The organism is Mesorhizobium sp. M1428, from assembly GCF_040317515.1.
GTDB lineage: Bacteria > Pseudomonadota > Alphaproteobacteria > Rhizobiales > Rhizobiaceae > Mesorhizobium.
Window position 1 is genome coordinate 272,889 of the sequence record NZ_JAMYKT010000007.1, and the last position, 13,370, is coordinate 286,258.

Genomic DNA, 13,370 nt, shown 5'->3' on the forward strand with positions numbered 1-13,370 from the left:
GCGACGGCGCCTACTCCGCCGCCAGCCTGTCCGCCGTGCCGTAGGTTGCCTGGTAGCGGGCGCGCTGGCGGCTGAGCGCCACCATCGTGTTGCGCAGCAGTATCGCCACGGTGATCGGGCCGACGCCGCCCGGCACCGGCGTGATCCACGACGCGACATGCCTGACGCTCTCGGCATCGACGTCGCCGACGATGCGGCTCTCGCCGTCCGGCCCGATTTCCGAATTGATGCCGATATCGATGACGGCGGCGCCCGGCTTGACCATGTCGGCCTTGATCAGCCGCGGCTTGCCGACCGCGACGAACAGCGCGTCGGCGCGGCGTGCGTGTGCCGCCACCGAGCGCGTCATGTGGTGACAGACGGTCACCGTCGCGCCTTCGCTCATAAGCAGGAACGCGATCGGCTTGCCGACGATCTCGGAATGGCCGACGACCACCACTTCGAGCCCCTTGAGGTCGAGCCCGGTTTCCCTGAGCAGTTCGACCGAGGCGGCGGCGGTGCAGGGCGCCAGGTCGAGCTGGTTATAGACGATGTTGCCGATCGAGGCCGGATGCATGCCCTCGACGTCCTTGAGCGGATGCACCGCCGCCTGCAGTGTCTTGATCGGAATGTGCACCGGCACCGGCCGCTGGATGATGATGCCGGTGACGCGCGGATCGGCATTCAGGCCGTGGATTGCCGCTTCGAGTTCACCAGCGGTGATGTCGGCGCGAAAACGCCTTTCCTCGAAGCCGATACCGGCAAGCCCCGCCTTGGCGCGCTGGTTGCGGACATAGACGTCGACCGCCGCGGTATCGCCGACGGTGATCGACACCAGCTTGGGCGGAAAGCCTTCGGCGGTGGCGATCGCCGCGTCCTCGCGCACGCCGGCGATGATGCGTTGGGCAACCGGGCCGCCTCTGAGATAGCGGCTGTCGTCGGAAAGGGACATCGGGATGGGGCCTTTATCTGGATTTTAGCCGCCACATAGCAAAGCAACGGCGAAAAGGCAGTGCGAAAAACGAACCGCCATGCCGGTGGCGCGACGTGCCGGCAAAATCTTCCCGTCAATTCTTGCTGGCGTTGGCGGAAACAAAAAGGGCAGCACGGCTTGCCGCGCTGCCCTTTCGTGACTGGCCGCATCCCCACACGGCCCGTCCCCCGTTATTCATTCATCTGGCCTCAGAAAGCCAAAGCTAATGTCTTTCTAGACCAGATGATTCGCTGCGGCAACTATATCACCACCACCGTTGTTCCGATATTCACGCGTTCGTAAAGATCGACTACGTCCTCGTTGCGCATGCGGATGCAGCCCGACGACACCGCGCCGCCGATCGTCCAGGGCTGGTTGGTGCCGTGGATGCGGTATTCGGTCGAGCCGAGATAGAGCGCGCGTGCGCCGAGCGGGTTTTCCATACCGCCGGCGAGATAGGTCGGCAGATAGCGGCCCTTGGCGGCTTCGCGGGCGATCATTACCGCCGGCGGCCGCCAGTCCGGCCAGACGCGCTTGTTGGTGATCTTGTGGGTGCCGGACCATTCGAAGCCCGGCTTGCCGGTGCCGACGCCGTAGCGCCGCGCCTTGCCGTTCTTCCCGACCAGATAGAGGAAATTCTCTCGCGTATCGATGACGATGGTGCCCGGCTTCTGCGGGCCGTCATAGGCGACTTCCTGCGGCAGATAGATCGGGTCGATCTGCGGCCGCATCACCATGCGCTTGGCCGGCGCCTGCACCGCTGCGGTGCGCAGCTGATCCGGTTCGGCCAGCCGCCGGTAGCGCCGTTGCGGCTGCGTCTCCTGCCGGCTCTGCCGCACGATGCCCGGCGCATGGCCGAGCTGCAGCACCCAGGGCGCCGAAAGGTCGGGGCTGACCACCACCGGCGGCCTTTCGGCATAGCGGTCGTTGGCATTGGCGGCGCCGGCCGCAAGCATGGCCGCGGCGCCGAACAGTGGGAACAAGAATGTCTTCATCGCAACGCACCTTGATCGTCGAACATGCCGGGGTGCAAAGCCTCCCCGATTTCGCCGACATTGGGCGCGAAGCGGCAACCGAAACATGAATCGGAATGCGTAAAATGCCGATCTGTCAGTAAAGCTTTTGGTGTGGTTACCGCCCGGTTCAGGAATCTGGTAAAGCCGCGGTAAAGGCAGCGTCAAAACGCGTTAACGCCAAGACACGAACGGAATTCCGCCATGGATGAAAAGACAGGTCTGCTTGCCGGTCCCGACGGCATCGCCCGCTGCTTCTGGCACGGCAATCTGCCGGATTATCTGCACTACCACGACCACGAATGGGGCCGGCCGGTCGCCGACGATCGCCGGCTGTTCGAAAAGATCTGCCTCGAAGGTTTTCAGTCGGGCCTGTCCTGGCTGACCATATTGCGCAAGCGCGACAATTTCCGCGAGGCGTTTGCCGGCTTCGATGTCGACAAGATCGCCGCCTTCACCGACCAGGATGTCGAGCGCCTGCTTGGCAATGCCGGGATCATCCGCCACCGCGGCAAGATCGTCTCGACCATCAACAACGCCAAACGCGCCCGCGAACTCATCGACGAGGCCGGCTCGCTGGCCGCATGGTTCTGGAAATTCGAGCCCGGCCCCGACGAGCGGCCCGAGATCGTCGATCTCGCCCATCTGCGCGCCAATCCGACGACGGCCGTCTCGGTCCGCATTTCGAAGGAGCTGAAGAAGCGCGGCTGGAGCTTTGTCGGCCCGACCACCGTCTACGCTTTCATGCAGGCGATGGGGCTGGTCAACGACCATCTCGAGGGCTGCGTCTGCCGCGAGCCGGTCGAGGCGGAGCGGAAGGCGTTCAAGCGGCCGAAATAGCGGCTCAGGCACCGCCGGCGCCGGCCAGGAAAAACCCGGCGAGGATGGCCGCCAGCGCGGCGAACACCGGATAGATCACCAGCAGGCCGGTCATCAGCACGTCGCGCATGGTCGGCCCGCTGCGCTGTTGCGCCGCGATCTCGAACGGTCCGGCGATTTGCTTCGTCGTTTTTGGCGCATAACCATCGGCCGGCCGCAGCCGGACCGAGGCGTCGCGTGCGCCGCTATCGATGATGTCGAACTTTTCTAGCGTGGCCATGGCCCCGACCCCTTGTTTCGGCGCGCTTATCGGCCCGGATTGTGTCGGCACGATGCCGCGCGCATGGCGCAATTGTTTCAGCTTCTTTTTCTTGCCTTCTCGCGCAGGGGGAGCAGGGAGAAGCGCAAACCCTTGCCTTCTCCGGCCTGCATCGGTAGGACACGCCGACCCGAAATAAGTCACCAATTGCTTGGCAAAGTACCCATCCCATGGCCGACAAATCCGAAAAGATGAAAGCGCGGCTGCCGCGCGGCTTTGTCGACCGCGGCGCCGACGATCTGCGCGCCGTCGAGAAGATGATGGCCACGATCCGCTCGGTCTTCGAGCTTTACGGCTTCGAGCCGGTCGACCAGCCGTTGATCGAATACACCGATGCGCTCGGCAAATTTTTGCCCGACCAGGACCGGCCGAACGAGGGCGTGTTCTCGTTCCAGGACGATGACGACCAGTGGCTGTCGCTGCGCTACGATTTGACCGCGCCGATGGCGCGCTTTGTCGCCGAGAATTTCGAGCGCCTGCCGAAGCCCTATCGCAGCTATCGCTCCGGCTGGGTGTTCCGCAACGAGAAGCCCGGTCCTGGCCGCTTCCGCCAGTTCATGCAGTTCGACGCCGACACGGTCGGCACGCCGGGTGTCGCAGCCGATGCCGAGATGGCGATGATGATGGCCGACGTGATGGAGGCGCTCGGCATCAAGCGCGGCGATTACGTCGTCCGCGTCAACAACCGCAAAGTACTCGATGGCGTGCTGGAGGCGATCGGCCTTGGCGGCGACGAGAATATCGGCCGCCGGCTGACCGTGCTGCGGGCGATCGACAAGCTGGACAAGCTTGGCGTCGCGGGCGTGCGCCTGCTTTTGGGCGCGGGGCGCAAGGACGAGAGCGGTGATTTCACCAAGGGTGCTGGGCTGGACAATACGCAGATCGACGTCGTGATCAGCTATTTCACAGTCATGGCGCAGCACGATCCCGAAGAAATTGTCCAGACACTGGGATCCATCAACCCCGGTCTCAGCAATCTTATCGAGGAAAGGAAACTCGAACATCTGGGCATCACGAACGCCTCGTTTGTTGAGGGCCTTGCAGAGTTGGAGCAGATAAGAACCATGGTCGCGCAAAGCGGCTACGGTGAGGATCGCATCCGCATCGACCCCTCCGTCGTCCGCGGCCTCGAATATTACACCGGCCCGGTCTACGAGGCCGAGCTGCTGGCCGAGATCCCCAACGAGGACGGCCAGATCGTGCGCTTCGGCTCGGTTGGCGGCGGCGGTCGCTACGACGGTCTGGTCTCGCGCTTCCGTGGCGAGCCGGTGCCGGCGACCGGCTTTTCCATCGGCGTCTCGCGGCTGATGACGGCGCTGAAGAACCTCGGCAAGCTCGATACTTCGGACGTGATCGCGCCGGTCGTCGTGCTGACCATGGACAAGGATACGGAAAGCCTCGGCCGCTACCAGAAGATGGTGGCCGAGCTGCGCGCCGCCGGCATCCGCTCGGAAATGTATCTCGGCGGCGCCGGCATGAAGGCGCAGCTGAAATATGCCGACCGCCGCGGCAGCCCGATCGCCGTCATCCAGGGCGGCGACGAGCGCGCCAAGGGCGAGGTGCAGATCAAGGATCTGATCGAGGGCGCGAAAATGTCGGCCGAGATCGCCGACAACGCCGAATGGCGCGCCGCACGGCCGGCGCAGATGACGGTGGCGGAGAGTGAGCTGGTCGCCGAGGTGAAGAAGATACTGGCGGCGCAGGCGGCCGACCGGGCGAAAGGTGGCGCGTGAGCACCCCCCTCTGGCCTGCCGGCCATCTCCCCCGCAAGGGGGGAGATTGGCAGCTTCGCCGTCGGCGCCTCCTTTGCTATTTTGATAATTTGGCGACGGCGGCGACGAGACTAATCTCCCCCCTTGCGGGGGAGATGGCCGGCAGGCCAGAGGGGGGTGCCTCGCGCCCCACATCCCCATGACCTCCCGCTATCCCGCCATCGCATCAGACATCGCGACGCTCTTCGCCGCGCGCAACACCCATGCGGTCGAGGTCGCGGTTCTGCAGCCGGCCGATCCGTTCCTCGACATGGCCGGCGAGGATTTGCGCCGGCGGATTTTTCTCACCGAAAGCGAGACCGGGCAGACGCTTTGTCTGCGGCCGGAATTCACCATTCCGGTCTGCCTCGACCATATTGCCAGCCAGGCCGGCACGCCGCGCCGCTATTCCTATCTCGGCGAGGTGTTTCGCCAGCGCCGCGAGGGCGGCAACGAGTTCTTCCAGGCCGGCATCGAGGACCTCGGCGACCGCGACACGGCCGCCGCCGACGCGCGCTCGCTGGCCGATGCGTATGCGCTGCTTTCGCTGGTGCTGCCCGGCCGGGAGCTGGCGGTGACGCTTGGCGACCAGACCATCTTCGAGGCGGTGCTGGCAGCGCTTGGCCTGCCGCGCGGCTGGCGCATGCGGCTGGCCCGCGCCTTCGGCTCGGCGCCGATGCTTGAGGCAGCCCTTGCCGACCTCGCCAATCCGCCGCGCAACAGCCAGCTCGCCGGCGCGGTCGCCGGCCTTGTCCTCGACGGCGATCTGGAAGCTCTTTCGGCGCATATCGCCGTCGGCATGGAAGAGGCCGGCCTGTCGGCAACGGCCGGGCGTTCGCCGTCCGAAATCGCGCGGCGGCTGATCGAGAAGGCCGAATTGCGCAGCGTACGCTTGTCGAGCGAGGCATTCGCGGCGTTGAAGAGTTTTCTGGCGATCGACGTGCCGCTCGACAGCGCCGCCGGGGCGCTCGAAACTTTCGCCGCCGATGCCGGGCTTTCGCTGGGGGCTGCGCTGGAGAATTTTTCGGCCCGCGCGGCGGCCATCGAAAGCCTCGGCCTGCCGATGTCTGAAATCAGCTACGATGCCGCCTTCGGCCGCCCGCTCGATTATTATACCGGCCTCGTCTTCGAGATCGCGGCGCAAGGCGGCGACCGGCCGCTCGCCGGTGGTGGCCGCTACGACCGGCTGCTGACGCTGCTCGGCGCCAAAACGCCGATCCCCGGCGTCGGCTTTTCCGTCTGGCTCGACCGCATCGAGGCGCTGCGGGAGACGGCACCATGATCACGCTGGCGATCCCGTCGAAAGGCCGGCTCAAGGAGCAGGCGCTGGAGGTGCTGGCCAAGGCCGGGCTTGCCGTCAGCCTGCCCGGCGACGAGCGCAAATACCGCGCCCGTATCGATGGCATGGAGAGCGTCGAGATAGCCTTCCTGTCGGCCTCCGAAATCGCCGGCGAAATCGGCCAGGGTTCGGTCGATCTCGGCATCACCGGTGAGGATCTGCTGCGCGAAAACCTTGCCGATTGCGAAACGCGCGCCGAAATCATCGCCCGCCTCGGTTTCGGCAATGCCGATGTCGTCGTCGCCGTGCCCGACATCTGGCTCGATGTCGATACGATGGCCGACCTCGACGACGTCGCTGCCGATTTCCGTCAGCGCCATGGCCGGCGGCTCAGGATCGCCACCAAATACTGGCGCCTGACCCAGCAGTTCTTTTCGCAAAAGCACGGCATCCAGGTCTACCGCATCGTCGAAAGCCTCGGCGCCACCGAAGGCGCGCCGGCAGCCGGATTGGCCGACATCGTCGTCGACATCACCACGTCAGGCGCGACGCTGCGCGCCAACCATCTCAAGGTGCTGGCCGATGGCCTGATCCTGCGCTCGCAGGCCTGCCTCGTGGCGTCGCGGAAGATGCGGGCGGCGGCCGACGAGGCGGTGTTGCGCGATATTGCGGCCAGGATGGCGCTGGTGAACGCAGGCTGACGATTGCGGAGCAGGCGCCGTCGGCGAAGCTGCCAATCTCCCCCCTTGTGGGGGAGATGGCCGGCAGGCCAGAGGGGGGTGCTGTCCCGCCGACCTGTCAGCCAATCGGAGCCTCATCCGTTCTCGGTTGGGGGTGGCTGAAGTCGAACTTGGCGATCCTTCGCACCCCCCTCTGCCCTGCCGGGCATCTCCCCCGCAAGGGGGGAGATCGGATATCGCCTCGGCTTTCGCCAACCACCAACGCTGGATCCAGCGGTCAAGCCGCGGCACCGACCTGAAGCGATTTCCCGAAGACACAGCAATTTTGTTCTTGCTTTGTGCCGGCAGCTGTGCTACTAATCTCGCTATGGTGCCAATTGGCCCCGAAGACCCGCCCGCCGAGGCGGGTTTTTTGTTTTCGGCCCGGCAGGGCGAGTTCCCACCCAGCCCTACCATCGACGGGATTTCCACCACCCCGCCGGGCTGATAGGCTCGGCCCGTCTGCGGAGGACACGGCGATGCCGATCAATCTCGACGAGTTGAAGAATGCCACCAGCCTGCGCGGCAATCGCGAGGGCGGTTCGTTCATTGCGCCTGTCGACGGCACGGCGCATGTCTCGGGCGACCGCAGCGTGCCTTTGCTCAACCTGACCATCCCGGCGCTGTTTGCCGATACGGTCGGCAAATACGGCACGCTCGATGCCGCCGTCTTCGTCGAGCAGGACAAGCGCTTCACCTGGGAGGAACTGTCGGACACCGTCGATGCGCTGGCCGCCGGCTTCCTGGTGCTCGGCCTCGAGAAAGGCGACCGCGTCGGCATCTGGTCGCCGAACCGCTGGGAATGGCTGGTGACGCAATTCGCCACCGCCCGCATCGGCCTGATCCTGGTCAACATTAACCCGGCCTACCGGTTGGTCGAGCTGGAATATGCCTTGAACAGGGTCGGCTGCAAGGCGCTGGTCACCGCCGCCAAATTCAGGAGTTCCGACTATCTCGGCATGATCGAGACGCTGGCGCCGGAGATCGCCAAGGCCACCCCGGGCAAGCTCGATGCCAACAGACTGCCGTCGCTGAAGATCGTCATTCGCATGGACGAGGAGAGTTCGCCGGGCATGTTCAACTTCGCCGACGTGCTGGCGATGGCTGGGCGCGACGAGCATGACAGGCTCGACCGCATCTCCGACGGGTTGAAACCGGACGATGCCATCAACATCCAGTTTACCTCAGGCACGACCGGCGCGCCGAAGGGCGCGACGCTGACCCACAACAACATCGTCAACAACGGCAATTTCGTCACCGCGGCAATCCGGCTCACCGTCGACGACCTGCTGTGCATCCCGGTGCCGCTCTACCATTGCTTCGGCATGTCGATGGGCACGATGGGCTGCGTCACCAAGGGCGCGACCATGGTTTTCCCGAGCGAGGGGTTCGATGCCGGCGCCACGCTGAAGGCGGTGGCAACGGAACGCTGCACCGCGCTCTACGGCGTGCCGACAATGTTCGTCGGCCTGCTCGACCATCCGGAGTTCGCCTCCTTCGATCTCACCAGCCTGCGCACCGGCATCATGGCCGGCTCGCCATGCCCGATCGAGGTGATGAAAAAGGTAGTGTCGGTGATGCATATGGCCGAGGTGACCATCGCCTATGGCATGACCGAGACCAGCCCGGTGTCGTTCCAGAGCAGCGTCGACGATCCCCTGGAAAAGCGCGTCTCGACCGTCGGCCGCGTCCATCCTCATGTCGAGGTCAAGGCGATCGACGCCGAAGGCGCCACCGTCGCGGTCGGTGCGCCGGGCGAGCTCTGCACGCGCGGCTATTCCGTGATGAAGGGCTATTGGGACGACGAGGCAAAGACCCGCGAGGCGATCGACGCCGACGGCTGGATGCACACTGGCGACCTCGCCACCATCGATGCCGAGGGCTATTGCAACATCGTCGGCCGGGTCAAGGACATGGTCATCCGCGGCGGCGAGAACGTCTATCCGCGCGAGGTCGAGGAGTTCCTCTATCGCCACCCCAAGGTCAAGGAGGTGCAGGTGTTCGGCATTCCCGACCCGAAATATGGCGAAGAACTGTGCGCCTGGATCGTGCTGAAGCCCGGCCAGATCACCACGGAGCAGGAGATCAAGGCCTTCTGCGCCGGCCAGATCGCCCATTTCAAGATCCCGCGCTACATCCGCTTCCGCACCGAATTGCCGATGACGGTGACCGGCAAGCCGCAGAAATACCTGATGCGCCAGGCGATGATCGATGAACTGGGATTAGTGACGCAGAAGACGGCGTGAAAAGGCTTCCGTTCGTATAGCGTGACGGAGGCGTTGTTTGGGCAACATGTTTGAGGGGGGTGTTCCATGCGGATTGGGTTAAGCGTGCTTTTCCTGGCAACTCAGATGGCAGCCACCACGGCGCTGGCGCAGACGGCGGCCGAGCGTGAGGCCTGCCAGGCAGATTACCAGAAGTTGTGCAAGGGCGTGTTGCCGGGCGGTGGCCGCGTCGTCAAATGCCTGGCCGATCACATGAGCGAGCTGACGCCCGAATGCAAGAAGGTCGTCAAGGCCAACACGCCCGGCTAACGCGTGAGCTTTGTGCCGGGACAGGAGGTGTCCCTGGGCAGGAGGATTCTTGTCGAAGCGGACCCCACCTCCCCACAAGGGGCGTGGGGAGGGTTAGGGGGTAGGGTACGCAGCGACGGGGGCACGTCATGACCCATGATATGCGATTGCTCTGGGCGGGAATGGTTGCAGTGCGCAACAACGGCTGCAACCGCGGGAACGCAGAAGAATGACAATGAGTGGTTTGGCAAGATCGGCGGTTTCCTACGGCATGCCGCTGGCCGCCCTGGCGATGGCGGTCGCGGTCAGGGCCAGCGGGGTATCGGTGGACGAAGGGTCGCTGGGCACCAGGATATTCATCGGCGCGCTGTCGAGCGCGATCATGTTCATCACCATTTTCGTCGTGCTCGACCACGCCGAGGCGGTGGCCAGGCGGGTAGGCGAGCCGTACGGCACGTTGGTGCTGACCATCGCCGTGACGGCAATCGAAGTGTCGATCATCGTTTCGATCATGCTGCACGGCGCCAACAACCCGACGCTTGCGCGCGAATCCGTGTTCTCGACGGTGATGATCACCTCCACCGGCGTCGTCGGCATGTGTCTGACGTTTGGCGGCTGGCGCCATCGCAAGCAGGCGATCGTCCGCCAAGGGACCAGCGCCTACCTGGCGGTTCTGGTCGCGCTCAGCGTCATGACGCTCATTCTGCCGACCTACACGCGAACCACCGATCCCGGCACGTTCTCGGCGGCGCAACTCGGCTTCGTCAGCGTGCTTTCGGTGCTGCTTTATGCGGGTTTTCTGTTCGCGCAGACTGTCCGCCACCGCGACGATTTCATCGACGCACAAGCACACGGCGCCGCGGTGCGAGCCGACGCCCACGAAAGCCTCGCCGCCGGCGCTCTGCTCCTGCTGATCGGGCTGATCGGCATCGTCATGCTGGCCGAGCAGGTCGCGGCAAGTGTCGAAGACGCTCTCGTCGCCTACCAGGTGGCCCAGGCGGACGCCATTGTCGGCGCAATGATCGCGGGCTTGGTCTTGATGCCGGAGGCGATCTCGGCGGTTCGTGCCGCGCTCAACAACGAACTGCAGCGCGGCCTGAACGTCGCCATGGGTTCGGCCTGCGCCACGATCGGCCTGACAATACCAGGCATAGCCGCCGCCAGCCTGCTGACCGGAAGAGGACTGACACTGGGGCTGCCGGCGACCGACACGGTGCTTTTGGTCCTGGCGCTCTTCATCTGCAATGTGAGCTTCAGCACGGAAAGAACGACGTTCCTGACCGGGCTGGTGCATCTGGTGGTGTTTTGCACGTATGTGTTTTTGATATTTGTGCCGTGAGGGAGGTGGGGAAGCCGGCGATCGGATGCAGACTGGTCAGCAAAGCCGCTATCGGTCGGGATCTCGAACGAGCAGCCATCCGCTTGCGCATCAAGTTGCTGAAAACGGCAGGTCGCGGGAGTTTGTGTTGCGCCGGGCGTTTGCGCCATGAGCGGACGCTTGACACCGGCCGCGTTCATGATTTGCAACACGCAGCCAGCCCCTGATGTCGATCAAGGCCGGAATACTCTGACCTCCCTGCACGTAGCAGACCACTCTTCGACAGGTTCTCCTCAAATCTTGGGGGAATTGCAGGGTCTGAGAGTCTTGATACCTTCAGTACTACGCACCTGGGATATCGAAGAGGCGATAATATCGCAATTAAGAATTCACCTCCGTTTTTCCAGAGCTAGGTGGGTCAAGTTGAATCGCAAACCGCGTCGGTCGCTGGAGCTTTTGAACAACGCCCGATCCCTGAGCCCGGTCGAGCCAGGACCTGACTTGCTCTCGTTCGAGCTCAAATCGCTCCGCGATTGCAGTGTCTGACTGGGGCCCGTCAGTCAGCCACTCGGTAAGAGCCTCGATAAAGAAATCATACAAGGACTTGGCCGAATGCGGCGCCTCGATAGCGGGTGGCGTGGGCTCTACTGGCAGGCCGAGTTGCGAAGAACCACCCTCGGCGTCCGAAAATAGGAACTGTCTTAGACTCTGAGACCCACTTCTCTCAAGGTTCGCGATGGGCCGCAGTCCAAGGTGGACTAGACGCTGGTTTCCGGGCGCGGCGTCGTTCGCTAACCGAACGAAGGCTCGCGTCCAACGATGCTTCTCGTTCTCAACGGCACCCGTCCAGGTACCGCCCTTGGTATCGCTGTCGACCACCACCGCCGCGGACGCGAGCGCGTACATGTACTTATTGCGATCCATAGCGTTTGCGACGGTGAAGCTAGAGTCGGGGTCGTAAGGAGTGACGAGGACGAGCTTTCCCGAAAGAATTGGGTCACGATTTCGCTTAGCAAGGACCGCTTTCGCGAGCGCATCGACCAAAACCGAAGTGACGCTGCCTCCCGCTTCAATAGCGCTTTCCATAGCTACACGGTCGACTCCACGAGCGTCGCCCGACACCACGACTAAGCCTTCCGAAGCACAGCGCTGTCCTAATTGGGCCGCAAACTCCAATCCGGACTCTGACGCGTTGCGTGAACCAACGATACAAACTGCTTCGGCGTCGAGCAGTTCCGAATTACCAGCGAGATAGAGGATCGGCGCGGCGGCACTGCGAAGTTTTTTCTTTAGCAGTGAGGGATAAAACGCGTCACCTCGGCCGATCACCTTAATCCCGAGCTGCGACCAACGCTCAACAGCCAATGCAAGCGACGTTCCACGCGCCAACAGTTTCGAGATCCGATCTGAATCTATTATGAGACTCTTTGGCACCTGGCGCACGATATCCGCCGGGCGCATCTCTAAATCGAGCAGTTGCTTCGCAAGCCGGTTATACTCCGCTATCGTAAGCGGCTTCACCTCGGGCGAGCGAGCAAATTGACCTACCAGTAGCAAGGTTGCCTGGGTATCGGGCGATAACACTCCCATCACTTTCCTTTAGTTTTCCGCCGCTGACGCTGACGCCAGCACAAGCGGAAAGACTGGCCCTGCTCCGGCCTGCCGAAGGAGCGCGCCGATCACCGTTAAAGACCAACGAGAGTCGACCACGTCGTCGACCAGCAACACCGATCCCCTTTCGAGTTGCTCGGCAGCAACCTCAAACGCTCCGTCCAGATTGCTCGATTGCTGCCAGCTGTTCATCATATGCCTCTGGCGCTGCGTTTCCTTCACCTTTGAGACGACGTCTCTAAATGGAACGCCAAGCCGAATGGCTAGGCGTTTCGCAAAATCAGGGACGAGAGCCTCACTGCGTAATGAAGGCACGCAGGTGACCCACGTCGGCGCGGGCTGAGGGTGCCACCGCTCCTCAATCATCTCGGCGCATGCCTCGACAAGCTCGTCACTGAAACGTCCGCCTTCCTTGTCCTCATCGACCTGAGTCCCCCAACCGGCATCTCGCCAGACGGAAAGCGCCCGTCCGTCCTCGCAGCGGAGCCCGAGTGCGATATTGCCAGTCCAACCATAGGTGGAAAACGCGCCTGGTTCCCACCTCTTCCGGGATTTGATGACGACATCGCTGCGCTTTATGAACCGGCTCGCCTCTGCAATAGCGGCGGCGTTCAGCTCGATTTCGATGAGTGGCACTCCGAGGCAATTGGCACAGCGCCCGCAGTCGCGAGCAGCAGGGTCATCGAGTGCCTCGCCAAGGAACCGCATGAGGCAACGGTCGGTCTCTAGATAGGCTCGGACGTGATCCCATTCCCCTTGGCGCTGCCCAGTTAGTCGTTCAACACGCTCTCGATCCGACTGGTATGCGTTGATCGTGCGATACCAGCGGGACCCCTGCTTCGCCACAAGCCCGCTACTTGCTACCGAGAGCATCTTGAGAACCTTTTCGATCTGCGACTTACGAAGGTTCACTTCTTGGGTGAGCCCTATCGCCGACATGCCATCGTCGGCTTGATCGAGCACGTCCAAAATCTTCTCAACTTGCCATTCTCTATCGCATTCACACATCTGGGTTGCGCTTTGCGGCGAAGCTCGATTCTATTTCGGCCGGAAAAGCCGAAGGAGGGTTGAATGAC

At 63.3% G+C, this 13,370-nt stretch carries 12 protein-coding genes; 7 read left to right on the top strand and 5 right to left on the bottom strand.

Annotated features, from left to right (window positions below; genetic code table 11):
- Window positions 1–10: 10 nt before the first annotated feature.
- Together NKG60_RS13155 and NKG60_RS13160 are read right to left on the bottom strand one after the other, a co-directional pair.
- Window positions 11–931: a bifunctional 5,10-methylenetetrahydrofolate dehydrogenase/5,10-methenyltetrahydrofolate cyclohydrolase gene (locus NKG60_RS13155; RefSeq protein WP_292664484.1), complete on the bottom strand. Its 921-nt coding sequence runs from the start codon at window positions 929–931 to the stop codon at window positions 11–13.
- Window positions 932–1,212: 281 nt separating this feature from the next.
- Entirely contained in the window at window positions 1,213–1,947 is a 735-nt protein-coding gene (locus tag NKG60_RS13160) for a L,D-transpeptidase (RefSeq protein WP_352663969.1), read from the bottom strand.
- Between the two features lie 222 nt (window positions 1,948–2,169).
- Here NKG60_RS13160 and NKG60_RS13165 point away from each other — a divergent pair, with 222 nt between their 5' ends.
- Window positions 2,170–2,805, top strand: a complete 636-nt coding sequence (locus NKG60_RS13165) for a DNA-3-methyladenine glycosylase I (RefSeq protein WP_352663967.1) — start codon at window positions 2,170–2,172, stop codon at window positions 2,803–2,805.
- 4 nt (window positions 2,806–2,809) lie between these two features.
- Here NKG60_RS13165 and NKG60_RS13170 read toward each other — a convergent pair whose 3' ends face one another.
- Window positions 2,810–3,064, bottom strand: a complete 255-nt coding sequence (locus NKG60_RS13170; protein WP_352663965.1) for a hypothetical protein — start codon at window positions 3,062–3,064, stop codon at window positions 2,810–2,812.
- 209 nt (window positions 3,065–3,273) lie between these two features.
- Between NKG60_RS13170 and hisS the strand changes: the two genes are divergently transcribed.
- The 6 genes from hisS to NKG60_RS13200 all read left to right on the top strand — a co-directional run bounded on the left by hisS (window position 3,274) and on the right by NKG60_RS13200 (window position 10,704).
- The gene (gene hisS, locus NKG60_RS13175; RefSeq protein ID WP_352868536.1) at window positions 3,274–4,836 is read left to right on the top strand and encodes a histidine--tRNA ligase; all 1,563 of its coding nucleotides are present in this window, start codon (window positions 3,274–3,276) and stop codon (window positions 4,834–4,836) included.
- Window positions 4,837–5,014: 178 nt separating this feature from the next.
- A complete protein-coding gene (locus NKG60_RS13180; RefSeq protein WP_352671652.1) occupies window positions 5,015–6,136 on the top strand; it encodes an ATP phosphoribosyltransferase regulatory subunit in 1,122 nt (373 codons plus the stop codon).
- On the top strand, window positions 6,133–6,834 hold the full coding sequence (gene hisG, locus NKG60_RS13185) for an ATP phosphoribosyltransferase (protein WP_352671650.1): 702 nt from the start codon (window positions 6,133–6,135) through the stop codon (window positions 6,832–6,834). Before NKG60_RS13180 ends, hisG begins: the two co-directional genes overlap by 4 nt.
- A gap of 497 nt (window positions 6,835–7,331) precedes the next feature.
- Window positions 7,332–9,098 carry an AMP-binding protein gene (locus NKG60_RS13190; RefSeq protein ID WP_352671648.1) on the top strand — a complete coding sequence of 589 codons (1,767 nt, stop codon included), beginning with the start codon at window positions 7,332–7,334 and terminating at the stop codon, window positions 9,096–9,098.
- A gap of 105 nt (window positions 9,099–9,203) precedes the next feature.
- Window positions 9,204–9,386: a cysteine rich repeat-containing protein gene (locus NKG60_RS13195; RefSeq protein ID WP_352671646.1), complete on the top strand. Its 183-nt coding sequence runs from the start codon at window positions 9,204–9,206 to the stop codon at window positions 9,384–9,386.
- 214 nt (window positions 9,387–9,600) lie between these two features.
- Window positions 9,601–10,704, top strand: a complete 1,104-nt coding sequence (locus NKG60_RS13200) for a calcium:cation antiporter (protein WP_352671644.1) — start codon at window positions 9,601–9,603, stop codon at window positions 10,702–10,704.
- A gap of 360 nt (window positions 10,705–11,064) precedes the next feature.
- Here the strand turns inward: NKG60_RS13200 and NKG60_RS13205 are convergent, their stop codons facing one another.
- Complete coding sequence (locus NKG60_RS13205) at window positions 11,065–12,267, bottom strand: DNA-processing protein DprA (protein ID WP_352671642.1); 1,203 nt, start codon at window positions 12,265–12,267, stop codon at window positions 11,065–11,067.
- Window positions 12,268–12,282: 15 nt separating this feature from the next.
- The gene (locus NKG60_RS13210) at window positions 12,283–13,263 is read right to left on the bottom strand and encodes a ComF family protein (RefSeq protein WP_352671639.1); all 981 of its coding nucleotides are present in this window, start codon (window positions 13,261–13,263) and stop codon (window positions 12,283–12,285) included.
- Window positions 13,264–13,370: the final 107 nt, after the last annotated feature.

What these genes read in the sequence shown, in the direction of transcription:
- NKG60_RS13155 (WP_292664484.1), bottom strand. Translation starts at nt 931, where the DNA reads ATGTCCCTTTCCGACGACAGCCGCTATCTCAGAGGCGGCCCGGTTGCC.
- NKG60_RS13160 (WP_352663969.1), bottom strand. Translation starts at nt 1,947, where the DNA reads ATGAAGACATTCTTGTTCCCACTGTTCGGCGCCGCGGCCATGCTTGCG.
- NKG60_RS13165 (WP_352663967.1), top strand. Translation starts at nt 2,170, where the DNA reads ATGGATGAAAAGACAGGTCTGCTTGCCGGTCCCGACGGCATCGCCCGC.
- NKG60_RS13170 (WP_352663965.1), bottom strand. Translation starts at nt 3,064, where the DNA reads ATGGCCACGCTAGAAAAGTTCGACATCATCGATAGCGGCGCACGCGAC.
- hisS (WP_352868536.1), top strand. Translation starts at nt 3,274, where the DNA reads ATGGCCGACAAATCCGAAAAGATGAAAGCGCGGCTGCCGCGCGGCTTT.
- NKG60_RS13180 (WP_352671652.1), top strand. Translation starts at nt 5,015, where the DNA reads ATGACCTCCCGCTATCCCGCCATCGCATCAGACATCGCGACGCTCTTC.
- hisG (WP_352671650.1), top strand. Translation starts at nt 6,133, where the DNA reads ATGATCACGCTGGCGATCCCGTCGAAAGGCCGGCTCAAGGAGCAGGCG.
- NKG60_RS13190 (WP_352671648.1), top strand. Translation starts at nt 7,332, where the DNA reads ATGCCGATCAATCTCGACGAGTTGAAGAATGCCACCAGCCTGCGCGGC.
- NKG60_RS13195 (WP_352671646.1), top strand. Translation starts at nt 9,204, where the DNA reads ATGGCAGCCACCACGGCGCTGGCGCAGACGGCGGCCGAGCGTGAGGCC.
- NKG60_RS13200 (WP_352671644.1), top strand. Translation starts at nt 9,601, where the DNA reads ATGAGTGGTTTGGCAAGATCGGCGGTTTCCTACGGCATGCCGCTGGCC.